The sequence below is a fragment of the Pseudomonas sp. NPDC089392 genome, from assembly GCF_044749595.1.
In the GTDB taxonomy this organism is placed as follows: Bacteria; Pseudomonadota; Gammaproteobacteria; order Pseudomonadales; family Pseudomonadaceae; genus Aquipseudomonas.
This window is the reverse complement of record NZ_JBIVIF010000035.1, coordinates 1-15,112: the sequence shown is the minus strand read 5'-3', so window position 1 is coordinate 15,112 and position 15,112 is coordinate 1. Positions and strand designations below refer to the sequence as shown.

Genomic DNA, 15,112 nt, shown 5'->3' with positions numbered 1-15,112 from the left:
CCTGGCGGATTTCCCGGCTGCTGCCGTCGAGGAATCCGTCGCGGGCTTCGCCACGCAGGTTGAGGACCACCAGGGTGGCCACAAGGACAATGGGCAAGCCGGCGATGACCGCGAATGCCCAGGTCAGTTTCTGTTTGATGCTCATCGACGCTCCCGGAATTTTTTATTGTCGACACACGAGGCAGGTAGCAACTGCATCGGCACCATCCGGGTTTTATGTAGCCAAAACGCCTGTATTTATTGGGCAAAGTCGTGGTTAGTGACTATTCGGTCGTGTTTGGACGTTTATGGCGTAGCAAACGCTGGTGACGGCTTAATGACAGCAGCTGCCAGCAGCACCATTGGCCAGGTCCTTGAGGATCGGGCAGTCCGGGCGGTCGTCACCCTGGCAGTGCGAAACCAGCTCGCCGAGGGTGTCGCGCAGGCTGACCAACTCCTCGATGCGCCGGTTCAGTTCATCGATGTGCTGCATGGCCAGCGCTTTCACATCGGCGCTGGCACGCTCGCGGTCCTGCCACAGGGTCAGCAGCTTGCCGACCTCTTCAAGGGAAAAGCCCAGGTCGCGGGAGCGCTTGATGAAGGCCAGGCTGTGCAAGTCCTCGGCCTGGTACAAGCGGTAGCCGCTGTCGCTGCGCGTGGCAGGCTTGAGCAGGCCGATGGATTCGTAATAACGGATCATCTTGGTGCTGAGCCCGCTGCGGCGGGCGGCCTGGCCGATGTTCATGGCGTCTCCTGGGTGCTGCTGGTGGGTTTCCAGGCCTTGAGCCACAGCGCGTTGCTGACCACGCTGACACTGGACAGGGCCATGGCGGCGCCAGCCAGTACCGGGTTGAGGTAACCCAGCGCGGCCAACGGGATGCCAATCAGGTTATAGATGAATGCCCAGAACAGGTTCTGGCGGATTTTCGCGTAGGTCTTGCGGCTGATCTCCAGGGCGGCGGGCACCAGGCGCGGGTCACCACGCATCAAGGTGATGCCGGCGGCCTGCATGGCCACGTCGGTACCACCGCCCATGGCGATACCGATATCGGCGGCGGCCAGGGCCGGCGCATCGTTGATGCCATCGCCAACCATGGCGACCACGCCATCCTGCTTGAGCGCGGCCACGGTCGCGGCTTTGTCGGCTGGCAGCACTTCGGCATGCACATCGTCGATGCCCAGGGCGTCGGCAACCACTTTGGCGCTGCCGCGGTTGTCACCGGTCAGCAGGTGGCTGCTGATGTGCTGAGCGTGCAGGGTGTCGATGGCCTGCGCGGCGCCGGGTTTGAGGCTGTCTCCAAAGGCGAACAGGCCCAGCACACGGGGCTGGGTGCCGCGTTCGATCAGCCACGACAAAGTTCGCCCCTCGGCTTCCCAGGCCTGAGCCTTGGCAGCCAGGTCGCCGGCTGCCAGCCCGCTTTCATCGAGCAGGCGGCGGTTGCCCAAGGCCAGCTCACGGCCCTCCACGCGCCCGGCGATGCCGCGCCCGGTCAGCGACTGGCTGTCGCTGACGCCAGGCACGTCGAGACCTTGTTCGGTGCAAGCGTCCAGCACCGCCTTGGCCAGCGGGTGTTCACTGCCACGCTGCAGCGCACCGGCCAGGCGGTGCAGGTCGGCGCTGCTGCCTGCCTGGGCCTGGCTATGGACCACCCGGGGGCTGCCGGAGGTGAGGGTGCCGGTCTTGTCGAACACCACCCGGTTGACCGCATGGGCGCGCTCCAGGGCTTCGGCGTCCTTGATCAGAATGCCGTGGCGGGCGGCAACGCCGGTGCCGGCCATGATTGCTGCGGGTGTGGCAAGGCCGAGCGCACACGGGCAGGCGATGACCAATACAGCGACGGCGTTGATCAGTGCGGTTTCCAACGGCGCGCCGGCCAGCCACCAGCCGACCAGGGTGATCAGCGCCAGCACCAGCACGGCCGGGACGAACACCTGGCTGACCCGGTCGACCAGTTTCTGTATCGGCGCTTTGGCGGCCTGCGCGTCTTCCACCAGGCGGATGATGCGTGCCAGTACGGTCTCGGTACCTAGTGCCTGGGTGCGTACCAGCAACCGGCCTTCGCCATTGATGGCGCCACCGGTAACGCTGTCGCCGGGTTGCTTGGGTACTGGCAGGCTCTCGCCGCTGATCAGGGCTTCATCGGCATGGCTGCTGCCATCCTCGACCACGCCATCGACCGGGAAGCGCTCGCCGGGCTTGACCAGCACCAGGTCGCCCAGGCGCAGCTGGGCGATAGCCACGTCTTCTTCCAGGCCATCGACCACGCGCAGGGCGCGTTCCGGGCGCAGGGCTTCAAGGGCACGAATGGCACTGGCGGTCTGGCGCTTGGCGCGACTTTCCAGGTACTTGCCCAGCAGCACCAGGGCAATCACCACGGCCGAGGCTTCGAAGTACAGGTGTGGGGCCATGCCGGCGGGGGCCTGCGCCCACTGGTACAGGCTCAGGCCATAGCCAGCGCTGGTGCCCAGGGCTACCAGCAGGTCCATGTTGCCGGCACCGGCCCGCACGGCCTTCCAGGCGGCCACGTAGAAGCGCGCGCCGAGAATGAACTGCACCGGCGTTGCCAGCAGGAACTGCGCCCAGGCGGGCAACATCCAGTGCAGGCCGAACGGTTGCACCAGCATTGGAAGGACCAGCGGCAGGGCCAGCAGCAAGGCCGCGCCGACTGCCAGGCGCTCGTTGCGCAAGCGCCGCTGGGCAGCGTTCTGGTCGTCTTTGGCCGATTGCGGCAGGCTGGCGCTGTAGCCGGCCTTTTGCACGGCGTCGATCAGCAGGTTGTCATCGAGGGCCGTGAGCACTTCAAGGTGTGCACGTTCGCTGGCCAGGTTGACGCTGACCTGCTCGACCCCGGGTAGCTTGCCGAGGGCGCGCTCGACACGGCCCACACAGCTGGCGCAGGTCATGCCGCCAATCTGCAGTTCGACGGTGCGGGTGGGCACGCCGTAGCCGGCTTCGCGCACGGCGTCGACCAGGGCGGGCAGGCTGTTGGTCGGGGCCTGGACCCGGGCCTGTTCAGTGGCGAGGTTGACGCTGACGTGTTCAGCGCCGGTGACCTTGCGCAGGGCGCGCTCGACCCGGCCGGCACAGCTGGCGCAGGTCATGCCGGAAATCGGCAGGTCGTATGTAGTGGATGCGGGCATGGCACTCCTCCTTGGACAGGCCTCCAGCATCAACCTTGCCACGCAGGTAAGGTCAATAGCCCAGGCCGGCGCGCTTCAACTCCAGCCCATAGTGCCCCATGGCGATGCGGTATTTGTTGATCTGGCCCGCCTGCAGATTCAAACGCGTGCTGCGCTGGTCTTCGATACCGGCTGCGCAGCCAGGCACTTGCCCAGGCAGTATGCGCAGGCGCACGTCCACCGGGCCGGGTGGCAAGTTGAACGAGGTGGACTGCTCCTGGAACACCCGCCCGGAGAGCTGATCATTGAGGTAGACGCCAATTTCGCAACTGGTGGCCACTTCCAGGCGCTCGCGGGAAATGATCAGTACGCTGTAGTCCGAGTTGCCCTCGGCGCTGGCCGGTGGCACCGCAGCCAGCGTGCTCAATAGCCCGACGACGCCCAATGCTGCCCTGAACATGAAAAATCTCCTGCTAGCCTGACATCCAAAGGCGCAGCTTGGCCGACGCGGGCGCGGATTTCCACCCCAGGTGTTGCAGACAGGGCTTGACCTTGCCCTGATGGCAAGCTTGAGACTCGCTGAAAACCTGAAGGAGACAACCCCATGCAAGTGTTCAACGTACAAGGCATGACCTGCGGCCATTGCGTAAAAGCCGTGACTCGGGCGGTGCAGGAGCAGGATGCTGAGGCCAAGGTCGAGATCGATTTGGCGGCAAAGCAGGTGCGGGTGCAGAGTGAGTTGGCGCAGGAGCAGATTCTTACTGCTATTCGGGATGAGGGTTATCAGGCTGAGGTGGCCTGACAATATGCTGATCCCCTGTAGGAGCGGCCTTGCGTCGCGATGGGCCGCAACGCGGCCCCAGGTTCTTGAGGTAGACGCATAAATTGCAGGGGGCCGCTTTGCGGCCCATCGCGACACAAGGCCGCTCCTACAGGGACCGCGCCGACCACTGGATTTGTTGCAAATGTTTTCACATTGATAGGGTCCACAGCAGGTAGAATCAATCACTTGCTTAGCCTGCTATGGATTCCTGATGAACCTGCGAATGGTGCTCATCCTGGGCGCACTCAGTGCGTTCGGGCCCTTGGCGATCGACTTCTACCTGCCCGCCTTCCCGGCCATGGCGCAGGCGTTCGCCACCGATGAAAAACACGTCCAGGCCACCTTGGCCGCCTACTTCCTTGGCCTGTCCATCGGCCAGCTGGCCTACGGGCCGGTGGCTGACCGCTTTGGCCGACGCAAACCACTGATGTTCGGCGTGACCCTGTTCACCCTGGCGTCACTGGCTTGTGCTTATGCCCCAAACCTCGACACCCTGGTGCTGGCGCGCTTTGTCCAGGCCCTGGGTGGTTGCGCCGGCATGGTGCTGTCGCGGGCCATTGTCAGCGACAAGTGCGACCCGGTGGCCTCGGCCAAAGTGTTCTCGCAACTGATGCTGGTCATGGGCCTGGCGCCGATCCTGGCACCGATGTTGGGCGGGGTGTTGGTGAACGTGGCAGGCTGGCAGTCGATCTTCCTCGCCTTGAGCCTGTTCAGCGCCGGCTGCCTGCTGGCAGTCAGCCTGGGCCTGCCGGAAAGCCTGCCCGAACACATGCCGCGTCAGCCGCTGTCTGGCGCCTTGCGCCAGTACCTGCGGCTGCTTGCAGACCGGGTTTTCCTCGGCCATGCCTTGACCGGCGGGGTCGCTATTGCCGGTATGTTTGCCTATATCGCCGGCTCGCCCTTCGTGTTCATCAAATTGTACGACGTGCCAGCCGAGCATTACGGCTGGCTGTTCGGCACCAATGCCGCCGGCTTTATCCTGGTAGCGCAGGTGAATGCACGCCTGCTGGCCAAGCGTGGTCCGGCCTTCCTGCTGGCGCGTGCGGTGTGGCTGTACCTGGTTGCCGGCCTGGTGCTACTGGGCGTGGCGGCACTGCGCCCAGCGCAGTTGTGGCCACTGCTGGTGCCGTTGTTCGTGTGTATTGCCAGCCTGGGCTGCATCATCCCCAACGCCTCTGCCTGCGCCATGAGCGGGCAGGGTGCACGGGCCGGCAGTGCCTCGGCTCTGATGGGCTGTGTGCAGTTCAGCGTTGCTGCGGGCGCGGCGGCGCTGGTCGGCTTGCTGCATGATGGCAGCGCGGTGCCGATGGCGCTGGTGATCAGCCTGTGCGGGGCACTGGTGGTCAGTGTCGCGCTGCTGACCCGACGCTTGCAGGCCAAGGCTCACGCATGAGCGGGTGAGGCGCCTGCAGGCGGGTTTCCAGCGTGGCGACAAAGGCCCGCGCCTCGGCCTCGCTGCGGAAACTGACCACGTGTTGATCGAGCTGGACCTGCCAGGGGCAGGTGGGGTTTCGGCTCGACGCACTGACGACAATTTTCATCGCGGCATACCTCCAAAAGGTGGGGAGCGGGTCAAGTGTAGCGCTCGCCCTCCTGCCTGCCATGGCCTGTATCAGTGTCCTGACTGACGGTCGACAGGCGCATCTTGAACAGCGTTTTTCCAGTTTGCGGCGCAATGCCTGCAAGTACGTGGAACCTTCGCTTTGGCTTGCCTTACTTGTGGAAGGTGGTTGTCGGCCACATCCGAAGTTGCAGCAGGTATTTTTCCTGATGACGTTCCTGTGCCGCTGCCTGGGTATGCCGGAGCGCCTGCTCACGGGGTTCCGGGCAGGCTGCCCACGCTGTTTCACGGCTTGCCATGGGTAGGCATACCCAGTGGATTTTTGGCGGATCGGCCACGGCATGCGGCTGCCTGAATGGCGTTTTATGCGGCTTATACTGGCCACGCAGGCCAGTGCCAGCGAGAGGCGCTTCCCTGCCAGGGTTGGCCATCGCATCCACAGAGTGAACTTGCAGGGAGTTACAGGGACATGAACGCAGCCAGCAGTATCAGCCAGATTGCCAGCCTGATGGCCGACCCCAAGCGCAGTGCCATGTTGTGGGCATTGATCGATGGCACGCCACGGCTTGCCAATGAACTCGCGATAATGACCGGGCTGACTTCGTCGTCGGCCTGCGCGCATCTTTCGTTGCTGTCGTCGGCCGGTTTGCTGAGGCATGAAGCCAGGGGCCGCAAACGCTACTTTCGCCTGGCAACCCCACAGGTCGGGGCGGCGGTTGAGGCCCTGGCCAGTGTCCAACTGGAAGGCGCCAGGGGGGAGCGGGCCAAGTCGCCGGCATCACCATTGCCCATGTCGATGCGCCGGGCGCGCCGTTGTGGTGATCACCTGGGCGGGGAGTTGGCCAGTGAGTTGTACCACCGCCTGGTGGTGGCCGGCTGGCTGGAAGGCAGTGGCCGACAGTTGATGGTCAGTGATGAGGGGCGGGTGCAGTTGGCCCAGGTCGGGGTGTACATCGATGCCCTGGCGCCACACCAGCAACGAGGTTGCGTGATTTGCCGCTGCACCGAGTGGAATGACCAGGCGCCGCACTTGGGCGGTGTGCTGGGCCAGGCCTTGTTCAGGTTGTTCCTGCAATCTGGCTGGATGCGCGAGGCCGAGGATACGCGGGCATTGCATATCTCGGCGCTGGGTATCCAGCAGATCAATCGCATAGCCCGCGTAGCGGCGTTGCAGGTCGGTTGAGCACAACGCCGCCGTTCAATCAGACCAGCCGGGCATCCAGGCTGTTCTGTGCCAGGCGACGGGCCTGGTCTTCGGTCATGCCCAGGTGGGTGTGCAGGGCGTGGAAGTTCTCGGTCACGTAGCCGCCGAAGTACGCCGGGTCATCCGAATTGACCGTGACTTTCACGCCGCGTTCGAGCATGTCGAGGATGTTGTGCTGGCTCATGTGGTCGAACACGCAGAGCTTGGTGTTCGACAGCGGGCACACCGTGAGCGGGATCTGCTCGTCGATGATGCGCTGCATCAGGCGTTCGTCCTCGATGGCACGTACGCCGTGGTCGATGCGCTTGATGTGCAGCAGGTCGAGGGCTTCCCAGATGTACTCGGGCGGGCCTTCTTCGCCAGCGTGGGCAACGGCGACAAAGCCTTCGCTGCGGGCGCGGTCGAACACGCGCTGGAATTTGCTCGGCGGGTGGCCCATTTCCGAGCTGTCCAGGCCAACGGCGATGAACGCATCGCGGAACGGCAGGGCCTGGTCGAGGGTTTTTTGCGCCTCATCTTCGCTGAGGTGGCGCAGGAAGCTGAGGATCAGGCCACTGCTGATGCCCAGTTGCTCGCGGCCGTCCTTCAGCGCCTGGTTGATGCCGTTGAGCACCACTTCGAAAGGGATGCCGCGATCAGTGTGGGTTTGCGGGTCGAAGAACGGTTCGGTGTGGATAACGTTCTGCGCCTTGCAGCGTTGCAGGTAGGCCCAGGTCAGGTCGTAGAAGTCCTGCTCGGTGCGCAGCACGTCGGCGCCCCGGTAATAAAGGTCGAGGAACTCTTGCAGGTTGTTGAAGGCGTAGGCACTGCGCAAGGTCTCCACATCGGCCCAGGGCAGGGCGATCTTGTTGCGCTCGGCCAGGGCGAACAGCAGCTCGGGCTCCAGCGAGCCTTCCAGGTGCAGGTGCAGTTCGGCCTTGGGCAGGGCGTTCAACCAGTCATACATAGGGGCTTATCTCAATCAGGTACGGTTGCCGCCATTCTACAGGGGCTGGCCGGGCAATGCGCCCGGCCAGGCTGCGACCCGGTGAATCACCAGACCAAGGGTTCGCCCTTGTAGTTGATGAAACGCAGGCCGCCGTTGCCGCTTTGTGCGTTGATCTGGTCGAGCATGCCACGGGTGCTGGTGAGCACGTCGATCTCGGCGTTTTCACCGCCCATGTCGGTTTTCACCCAGCCAGGGTGCATGGCCAGCACGCACAGGTCGGGGCGCTGCTGCTCGACGACGAAGCTGTTGATCATCGAGTTAAGCGCCGCCTTGCTGGCCTTGTACAGGCAGATTTCGCCGCCGTCGGGGATGGTCACGCTGCCCAGGATCGAGCTCATGAAGGCCAGCACACCGCTGCCCTCGCGTACCTGGCCGACCAGGCGGCGGGCCACACGAATCGGCGCCACGGCGTTGGTCATGAACAGGTCACCGATGTCCTTGTTTTTTACTGTCTCCAGATCTTGCGGCAGGGGGCCCATGACGCCAGCGTTGACGAACACCAGGTCGAACACATGGCCTTGCAGGCGTTGCTGCAGGCCATCGAGTTGGGCGGTGTCGTTCATTTCCAGCTGCTCGATACGCACACCGGGCACCGCTGACAGGGCGCCGGGCTGCTGCGGGTTGCGCACGGTGGCGGTGATATTCCAGCCGTCTTCGTGCAGGCGCTGCACCAGGCCCAGGCCAAGCCCGCGCGAGGCGCCGATGATGAGTGCGGTTTTTGCATTAGCCATGTGGATGCGCTCCATGATCGGTTGGCAAAGAAGGGTATTGAGGATAATGCACTGGCGCCGATTTGCCCGGCTTCTGCACAGCCTTCAAGCATGATGCAGTACCTGTAGGAGCGGCTTTAGCCGCGAACACCGGCGAGCCGGTGCCATCCACCGCGTGGAATTCTTCGCGGGTAAACCCGCTCCCACAGGATATGCGCAGCACGCAAGCTCAACACCTACCTGAGGCTGGCTAAAAAATGATCAGCTGCGCCGCGCCCTTGTGTAACCGGGCGCTTCGCCTGTTGGCGCACGGGTTATCCACAGGCTGGTCCACAGTTATTGTGTGCAAGCACAACGCTTTGCCGGCAGGCTCGCTTAGCCTCGTGTTGGGGATAACTCCTGACCTTTCAGCAGTTTGCAGCTGTCATCAAACAGTGATCAAAATATGATCAAAGCTCTGCGGGCCTTGAAAACAGTAGCCTGCAAGAGAATGCCCCAAGCTTATCCACAGGCCGGCCCACAGTTGTTGTGGGCAATGTTCAGCGTGCTTCGAGCAAAATACGCCCGCGGCTCAGGTCGGCCAGCTGCTGCTGCAGAGGCGTCAGGTGAGCCTCACCCAAGGCAATCAGCAGGTCTACGCCATTGGCTGTGAATTGTTCATCCAGCACCAGGCCATCAACCTCTGCCAGGCGCAACTTCACCAGGGCCAGTTCGCTAAAGCTGCAACTGCAGGTGAATTCGCTGCGCTGCACCAGCAGCCGCTTGGGCGCCTGTTGCAGGCACTTGTTGGCGCCGCCGCCATAGGCCCTGGCCAGGCCGCCGGTACCGAGCTGGATGCCGCCGTACCAGCGGATCACCAGCACCACAACCTGGTCGCAGTCCTGCGCTTCGATGGCCGCCAGGATCGGACGCCCCGCAGTACCACCAGGTTCACCGTCATCGCTGCTGCGGTACTGCGCGCCAAGCTTCCAGGCCCAGCAGTTGTGGGTGGCGGCCAGGTCGCTGTGGCGTTCGATGAAGCTCATCGCTTCGGCGGCACTGCTGATTGGCCCGGCGAGGGTGATGAAGCGGCTTTTGCGAATTTCCTCGCGGTATTCGCAGAGGTCGAGCAGGGTAGAAGGCATAAATGACAGTCAGGCAGCCGGCTTGATGCCGCAGCCCTTCAAAATGATGTGGATAAGATTGCTGCTCGCGTCTTCCATGTCCTGCTTGGTCAGGCGGCTGCGGCCGGTGACCTGGCAGATCTGGGTGGCGAAGTCGGCGTAGTGCTGGGTGCTGCCCCAGAGCAGGAAGATCAGGTGCACCGGGTCGACCGGGTCCATCTTGCCGGCATCCATCCAGGCCTGAAACACCGCAGCCCGGCCGCGGAACCATTCGCGGTAGTCGGCACTGAAGTATTCGGTCAGGCAGGTGCCGCCGCTGATCACTTCCATGGCGAAAATCCGCGAAGCTTGCGGGTTGCGCCGCGAGAACTCCATCTTGGTGCGGATGTACTGGCTCAGGGCTTCACCGGGGTCGTCGTCGACGCTCAAGGCGTTGAAGGTGCTGTCCCACAACTCGATGATGTTGCTGAGCACGGCAATGTACAGGCCCAGCTTGTTGGTGAAGTAGTAATGCAGGTTGGCCTTGGGCAGCCCCGCCTTGAGGGCGATGGTGTTCATGCTGGTGCCCTTGAAGCCATGGCGGGCGAACTCGTCTTCGGCGGCCTGGATGATGGCCTGTTCGTTCTTCTGGCGGATGCGGCCCGCGGGCTTGCCCGAGGTGGAGGGGAGGTGCGCAGGGACTTCTAGGGTCATGGACGATTCCGTACGGGTCAGTGGCTGCGGCTGTCGGACAAGATTACCTGCCTGTGCCGAAGTGACAAGCGTTTGCGGCAGAGACTGACATCAACGTGTCGCAGCCAGGCTTTCGAGGAAGCTTTCCAGCACCAGATTGGGTCGGCGGCCTTTACGCGTCACCCAGCTCAGGCTCAGGTCATAAAAGCGCTGCCGTGGCTTGAGCGCACGCAAGCGGCCTTGTTGTACCCAGAACGTGGCGTAGTGGTCGGGCAGGTAGCCGATATAGCGCCCGGTAAGGATGAGAAACGCCATGCCCTCGCGGTCCGAAGCACTGGCCGTGCAATTCAGCGCCTGGTAATGCGCCTGGATATCCGCCGGCAGGCGGAAGGTGGGGGTGATGGCTTCCTGGCTGTTGAGGCGGTCGTCGTCGATCTGCTGGTCATCGGCATAGAACAGCGGGTGGCCGACCGCGCAGTACAACAGCGAGCGTTCGCTGTACAACGGCTGGTACTCAAGGCCGGACAGCGGGCTGGTTTGCGGCACCACGCCGACATGCAGGCTGCCATCGAGCACGCCGTGTTCGACCTGGCTGGGGGCGATCATACGGATCTGGATGCGCACATCGGGGCCGCGGTCCTTGAGTTCGGCCAACGCATGGGTAATGCGCATGTGCGGCAGGGTTACCAGGTTGTCGGTCAGGCCAATGTTCAGCTCGCCCCGCAAATGCTGGTGCAGGCCGTTGACCTCGGTGCGGAAGCTTTCCAGGGCACTGAGCAGTTGCAGTGCCGAATGGTAGACCTCGCGGCCTTCCTCGGTCAGCGAGAAGCCGGCGCGGCCGCGTTGGCACAGGCGCAGGCCCAGGCGCTGCTCGAGGTCGTTCATCTGCTGGCTGATGGCCGAACGGCCAATGCCCAGCACGTTCTCCGCGGCAGAGAAACCGCCGCACTCGACTACGCTGCGGTAGATTTTCAGCAGGCGTATGTCGAAGTCGCTGACCTGGGCGAGTGGATCGGGGCGTCGGCTCATTAGTTTAGTCGTGGCCTGTCTGAAGATTAGAAATGTAGGCTTTTTCAGACTTTATCGCCGTGCCAATTTAGCTGCAACAACATCCATCGTTGCCTAATCGTCTTTCGAGGAACCGCCGATGAACATGCCCGAAACCGCTACCGCCGGTATCGCCAGCCAGCTCAAGCTGGATGCCCACTGGATGCCCTACACCGCCAACCGTAACTTCCAGCGCGACCCACGCCTGATCGTGGCGGCCGAAGGCAACTACCTGGTCGATGACCAGGGGCGCAAGATTTTTGATGCCCTGTCTGGCCTGTGGACCTGCGGCGCAGGGCATACCCGCAAGGAAATCACCGACGCGGTGAGCCGTCAGTTGGCTACCCTGGACTACTCCCCGGCGTTCCAGTTCGGCCACCCGCTGTCGTTCCAGCTGGCAGAGAAGATTGCTGACCTGGTGCCAGGCAATCTGAACCACGTCTTCTATACCAACTCCGGTTCCGAGTGCGCCGACACTGCGCTGAAGATGGTGCGTGCCTACTGGCGCCTGAAAGGCCAGGCGACCAAGACCAAGATCATCGGCCGTGCCCGTGGCTACCACGGGGTGAACATCGCCGGTACCAGCCTGGGTGGCGTCAACGGTAACCGCAAGATGTTCGGCCAGCTGCTGGACGTCGATCACCTGCCTCACACCGTACTGCCGGTGAACGCCTTCTCCAAGGGCATGCCGGAAGAGGGCGGTATCGCCCTGGCAGACGAAATGCTCAAGCTCATCGAGCTGCACGATGCCTCCAACATCGCTGCGGTGATCGTCGAGCCGCTGGCGGGTTCCGCCGGTGTATTGCCGCCGCCGAAGGGTTACCTGAAGCGCCTGCGTGAAATCTGTACCCAGCACAACATCCTGCTGATTTTCGACGAAGTGATCACTGGTTTCGGCCGCATGGGCGCGATGACTGGCTCCGAAGCCTTCGGCGTTACCCCGGACCTGATGTGCATCGCCAAGCAGGTGACCAACGGCGCCATCCCGATGGGCGCGGTAATCGCCAGCAGCGAGATCTACCAGACCTTCATGAACCAGCCGACCCCGGATTACGCCGTTGAATTCCCGCACGGCTATACCTACTCGGCCCACCCGGTAGCCTGTGCCGCCGGTATCGCCGCGCTGGACCTGCTGCAGAAGGAAAACCTGGTGCAGTCCGCCGCCGAACTGGCGCCGCACTTCGAAAAGCTGCTGCACGGCGTGAAGGGCACCAAGAATATCGTCGATATCCGCAACTACGGCCTGGCCGGCGCCATCCAGATCGCTGCCCGTGACGGTGACGCCATCGTCCGTCCGTACGAAGCGGCGATGAAACTGTGGAAGGCTGGCTTCTACGTACGCTTCGGTGGCGACACCCTGCAGTTCGGCCCAACCTTCAACACCACGCCGCAGGAGCTGGACCGCCTGTTCGACGCAGTGGGCGAAACCCTGAACCTGATCGACTGATCGTTCCGAATTTGATGCCAGGCGCGTGAACGCATCGCGCGCCTGCCTCTACCTTCTTTATCTGGAGTTATGCATGAGCATTGTTCAGCACCTGATCCACGGCGAACTGGTTACCAAGGGTGAGCGCACCGCCGATGTCTTCAACCCGTCCACTGGCCAGGCCGTGCGCAAGGTCGAGCTGGCCAGCCGCGCGACCGTGCAGGAAGCCATCGATTCCGCCAAGGCGGCCTTCCCGGCCTGGCGCAATACCCCGCCGGCCAAGCGCGCCCAGGTGATGTTCCGCTTCAAGCAACTGCTGGAGCAGAACGAAGCGCGTATCTCGCAGATGATCAGCGAAGAGCACGGCAAGACCCTGGAAGACGCCGCCGGCGAACTGAAGCGTGGCATCGAGAACGTCGAGTTCGCCTGCGCCGCGCCAGAAGTGCTGAAAGGTGAGTACAGCCGCAACGTCGGCCCGAACATCGACGCCTGGTCCGACTTCCAGCCGCTGGGCGTGGTTGCCGGTATCACCCCGTTCAACTTCCCGGCCATGGTGCCGCTGTGGATGTACCCGCTGGCCATCGCCTGCGGCAACGCCTTCATCCTCAAGCCTTCCGAGCGTGACCCGAGCTCGACCCTGTTCATTGCCCAACTGCTGCTGGAAGCCGGCCTGCCGAAGGGCATCCTCAACGTGGTGCACGGCGACAAGGAAGCGGTGGATGCGCTGATCGAAGCGCCAGAAGTGAAAGCGCTGAGCTTCGTTGGTTCGACCCCGATCGCCGAATACATCTATGCCGAAGGCACCAAGCGCGGCAAGCGTGTGCAGGCCCTGGGTGGTGCTAAGAACCACGCAGTGCTGATGCCGGATGCCGACCTGGACAACGCGGTCAGCGCACTGATGGGCGCAGCCTACGGTTCGTGTGGTGAGCGTTGCATGGCTATTTCGGTGGCGGTGTGCGTGGGCGACCAGGTGGCTGATGCACTGATTGCCAAGCTGGAGCCGCAGATCAAGGCACTGAAGATTGGTGCTGGCACCTCGTGCGGCTTGGACATGGGCCCGCTGGTAACTGCGGCTGCGCGTGACAAGGTCGTGGGTTACATCGATGACGGTGTTGCCGCTGGTGCCAAGCTGGTGGTCGATGGCCGTGGTTTCCGTGTAGCCGGTAATGAAGATGGCTACTTCGTCGGTGGCACCCTGTTCGACAAGGTGACGCCGGAGATGCGCATCTATAAAGAAGAAATCTTCGGCCCGGTGCTGTGCGTGGTGCGGGTGAACAGCCTGGAGCAGGCCATGCAGCTGATCAACGATCACGAGTATGGCAACGGCACCTGCATCTTTACCCGTGACGGTGAAGCGGCGCGCCTGTTCTGCGACGAGATCGAAGTGGGCATGGTGGGTGTTAACGTACCGCTGCCGGTACCGGTGGCTTACCACAGCTTTGGTGGCTGGAAGCGATCGCTGTTTGGTGACCTGCATGCTTATGGGCCGGACGGGGTACGTTTCTATACCCGTCGCAAGGCGATTACCCAGCGCTGGCCGCAGCGGGCTAGCCATGAGGCGTCGCAGTTTGCGTTTCCTAGTTTGTAAGGGGTGAGGTGGGAGCGGGGAGGCCGGTAGGCCTCCCCGTTTTGTTTTTGGGGGTTTGGGTTTGGGTTTGGTTGTTGCGGTGTCAGGTTGGGCGATAGGCCTGTCTATAGATGGGCCTGTCTATAGATAGTGTTGGGATTGAGAGGTGTCCGACGCAACATCATCAGCGCCTATGAGATCGAGCGCCGCCCGCGCGGCGCTTCGCGGCTAAAGCCGCTCCTACGTTTGTTTCGGGCCAGTCCATCCTGTGCCAAGCGCGCGCGACCGCCTTGTTGTACGACGCGATATCAAGACAGGCACCCAGGCGTCCGCGCGCAAATCCCCCAGGCATAACTGGCCCGAAACAAACGTAGGAGCGGCTTTAGCCGCGAAGCGCCGCGCGGGCGGCGCTCGATCTCATAGGCGCTGATGATGTTGTGGCAGGCACTTGTCGGCCTTGATACGGCCTTCGCCGGGGATATTTCAAATAAATGAAATTAAAGGTTGACCGGTTTCCGAATCCCCTTATAATGCGCCCCACTTCCAGCGGCATCGGAACAACAAACTCCTTGAAATTCAAAGAGTTAAATAGTTCGAAGGCAGCTGAAAGGGCTACGATCAACAGATCGCCAGCGGTTGAGAAGAAGGTTGACAGCGCCTCAAATCGCTGTAGAATTCGCCTCCCGCTACGAGAGATCGCAGCGAGCCAAGTGTTTGAAGCTAAACGAGTTTCTCGAAATAAACTTCAAAATAAACGCTTGACAGGCCCTGAGGAAAGCGTAGAATGCGCGCCTCGGTTGAGATGAAAAGCTCTTAGCCAAACGCTCTTTAACAAATCGAATCAAGCAATTCGTGTGGGTGCTTGTGAGTACGGACTGATAGTCAAAAAGATTATCAGCATCACAAGTGGCC

General features: G+C 62.5%; 14 protein-coding genes. 5 read left to right on the top strand and 9 right to left on the bottom strand.

Annotated features, from left to right (window positions below; all coding sequences use genetic code 11):
* Positions 1-313 precede the first annotated feature (313 nt).
* From cueR to ACIP1G_RS23980, 3 genes are read right to left on the bottom strand one after another with little or no spacing between them, the layout of a single operon-like run.
* Positions 314-724 (bottom strand): Cu(I)-responsive transcriptional regulator, encoded by a 411-nt coding sequence (cueR, locus tag ACIP1G_RS23990; RefSeq protein ID WP_400741326.1) that lies wholly within the window; start codon positions 722-724, stop codon positions 314-316.
* On the bottom strand, positions 721-3,120 hold the full coding sequence (locus ACIP1G_RS23985) for a heavy metal translocating P-type ATPase (protein WP_400741323.1): 2,400 nt from the start codon (positions 3,118-3,120) through the stop codon (positions 721-723). Before ACIP1G_RS23985 ends, cueR begins: the two co-directional genes overlap by 4 nt.
* Before the next feature lie 52 nt (positions 3,121-3,172).
* On the bottom strand, positions 3,173-3,559 hold the full coding sequence (locus tag ACIP1G_RS23980) for a hypothetical protein (RefSeq protein ID WP_400741320.1): 387 nt from the start codon (positions 3,557-3,559) through the stop codon (positions 3,173-3,175).
* Positions 3,560-3,703: 144 nt separating this feature from the next.
* On the opposite strand from ACIP1G_RS23980, the gene ACIP1G_RS23975 reads away from it, so the two are divergent.
* Together ACIP1G_RS23975 and ACIP1G_RS23970 are read left to right on the top strand one after the other, a co-directional pair.
* Positions 3,704-3,901, top strand: coding sequence for a heavy-metal-associated domain-containing protein (locus ACIP1G_RS23975; RefSeq protein WP_400741317.1), 198 nt, complete (start codon positions 3,704-3,706; stop codon positions 3,899-3,901).
* 232 nt (positions 3,902-4,133) lie between these two features.
* Positions 4,134-5,315 carry a multidrug effflux MFS transporter gene (locus ACIP1G_RS23970; RefSeq protein WP_400741315.1) on the top strand — a complete coding sequence of 394 codons (1,182 nt, stop codon included), beginning with the start codon at positions 4,134-4,136 and terminating at the stop codon, positions 5,313-5,315.
* Here the strand turns inward: ACIP1G_RS23970 and ACIP1G_RS23965 are convergent.
* Positions 5,266-5,463 carry a hypothetical protein gene (locus tag ACIP1G_RS23965; protein WP_400741313.1) on the bottom strand — a complete coding sequence of 66 codons (198 nt, stop codon included), beginning with the start codon at positions 5,461-5,463 and terminating at the stop codon, positions 5,266-5,268. The genes ACIP1G_RS23970 and ACIP1G_RS23965 overlap by 50 nt on opposite strands.
* A 489-nt stretch (positions 5,464-5,952) precedes the next feature.
* On the opposite strand from ACIP1G_RS23965, the gene ACIP1G_RS23960 reads away from it, so the two are divergent.
* On the top strand, positions 5,953-6,666 hold the full coding sequence (locus ACIP1G_RS23960; protein ID WP_400741310.1) for a transcriptional regulator: 714 nt from the start codon (positions 5,953-5,955) through the stop codon (positions 6,664-6,666).
* Positions 6,667-6,685: 19 nt separating this feature from the next.
* Here the strand turns inward: ACIP1G_RS23960 and ACIP1G_RS23955 are convergent, their stop codons facing one another.
* The 5 genes from ACIP1G_RS23955 to ACIP1G_RS23935 form a co-directional block, all read right to left on the bottom strand.
* Positions 6,686-7,633, bottom strand: coding sequence for an adenosine deaminase (locus tag ACIP1G_RS23955; protein ID WP_400741309.1), 948 nt, complete (start codon positions 7,631-7,633; stop codon positions 6,686-6,688).
* Between the two features lie 86 nt (positions 7,634-7,719).
* Entirely contained in the window at positions 7,720-8,406 is a 687-nt protein-coding gene (locus tag ACIP1G_RS23950; RefSeq protein ID WP_400741306.1) for an SDR family oxidoreductase, read from the bottom strand.
* A gap of 518 nt (positions 8,407-8,924) precedes the next feature.
* A complete protein-coding gene (locus ACIP1G_RS23945) occupies positions 8,925-9,509 on the bottom strand; it encodes an IMPACT family protein (protein ID WP_400741304.1) in 585 nt (194 codons plus the stop codon).
* Positions 9,510-9,518: 9 nt separating this feature from the next.
* On the bottom strand, positions 9,519-10,181 hold the full coding sequence (locus tag ACIP1G_RS23940) for a TetR/AcrR family transcriptional regulator (protein WP_400741301.1): 663 nt from the start codon (positions 10,179-10,181) through the stop codon (positions 9,519-9,521).
* A gap of 90 nt (positions 10,182-10,271) precedes the next feature.
* Positions 10,272-11,189 carry a LysR family transcriptional regulator gene (locus ACIP1G_RS23935; RefSeq protein WP_400741298.1) on the bottom strand — a complete coding sequence of 306 codons (918 nt, stop codon included), beginning with the start codon at positions 11,187-11,189 and terminating at the stop codon, positions 10,272-10,274.
* Between the two features lie 118 nt (positions 11,190-11,307).
* Here ACIP1G_RS23935 and ACIP1G_RS23930 point away from each other — a divergent pair, with 118 nt between their 5' ends.
* Positions 11,308-12,654 carry an aspartate aminotransferase family protein gene (locus ACIP1G_RS23930; protein WP_400741295.1) on the top strand — a complete coding sequence of 449 codons (1,347 nt, stop codon included), beginning with the start codon at positions 11,308-11,310 and terminating at the stop codon, positions 12,652-12,654.
* Between the two features lie 73 nt (positions 12,655-12,727).
* Entirely contained in the window at positions 12,728-14,221 is a 1,494-nt protein-coding gene (locus ACIP1G_RS23925; protein ID WP_023662877.1) for a CoA-acylating methylmalonate-semialdehyde dehydrogenase, read from the top strand.
* The last annotated feature ends 891 nt before the right edge of the window (positions 14,222-15,112 follow it).

What these genes read in the sequence shown, in the direction of transcription:
- ACIP1G_RS23925 (WP_023662877.1), top strand. Translation starts at nt 12,728, where the DNA reads ATGAGCATTGTTCAGCACCTGATCCACGGCGAACTGGTTACCAAGGGT.
- ACIP1G_RS23950 (WP_400741306.1), bottom strand. Translation starts at nt 8,406, where the DNA reads ATGGCTAATGCAAAAACCGCACTCATCATCGGCGCCTCGCGCGGGCTT.
- ACIP1G_RS23980 (WP_400741320.1), bottom strand. Translation starts at nt 3,559, where the DNA reads ATGTTCAGGGCAGCATTGGGCGTCGTCGGGCTATTGAGCACGCTGGCT.
- ACIP1G_RS23975 (WP_400741317.1), top strand. Translation starts at nt 3,704, where the DNA reads ATGCAAGTGTTCAACGTACAAGGCATGACCTGCGGCCATTGCGTAAAA.
- ACIP1G_RS23965 (WP_400741313.1), bottom strand. Translation starts at nt 5,463, where the DNA reads ATGAAAATTGTCGTCAGTGCGTCGAGCCGAAACCCCACCTGCCCCTGG.
- ACIP1G_RS23930 (WP_400741295.1), top strand. Translation starts at nt 11,308, where the DNA reads ATGAACATGCCCGAAACCGCTACCGCCGGTATCGCCAGCCAGCTCAAG.
- ACIP1G_RS23945 (WP_400741304.1), bottom strand. Translation starts at nt 9,509, where the DNA reads ATGCCTTCTACCCTGCTCGACCTCTGCGAATACCGCGAGGAAATTCGC.
- cueR (WP_400741326.1), bottom strand. Translation starts at nt 724, where the DNA reads ATGAACATCGGCCAGGCCGCCCGCCGCAGCGGGCTCAGCACCAAGATG.
- ACIP1G_RS23970 (WP_400741315.1), top strand. Translation starts at nt 4,134, where the DNA reads ATGAACCTGCGAATGGTGCTCATCCTGGGCGCACTCAGTGCGTTCGGG.
- ACIP1G_RS23935 (WP_400741298.1), bottom strand. Translation starts at nt 11,189, where the DNA reads ATGAGCCGACGCCCCGATCCACTCGCCCAGGTCAGCGACTTCGACATA.
- ACIP1G_RS23960 (WP_400741310.1), top strand. Translation starts at nt 5,953, where the DNA reads ATGAACGCAGCCAGCAGTATCAGCCAGATTGCCAGCCTGATGGCCGAC.
- ACIP1G_RS23985 (WP_400741323.1), bottom strand. Translation starts at nt 3,120, where the DNA reads ATGCCCGCATCCACTACATACGACCTGCCGATTTCCGGCATGACCTGC.
- ACIP1G_RS23940 (WP_400741301.1), bottom strand. Translation starts at nt 10,181, where the DNA reads ATGACCCTAGAAGTCCCTGCGCACCTCCCCTCCACCTCGGGCAAGCCC.
- ACIP1G_RS23955 (WP_400741309.1), bottom strand. Translation starts at nt 7,633, where the DNA reads ATGTATGACTGGTTGAACGCCCTGCCCAAGGCCGAACTGCACCTGCAC.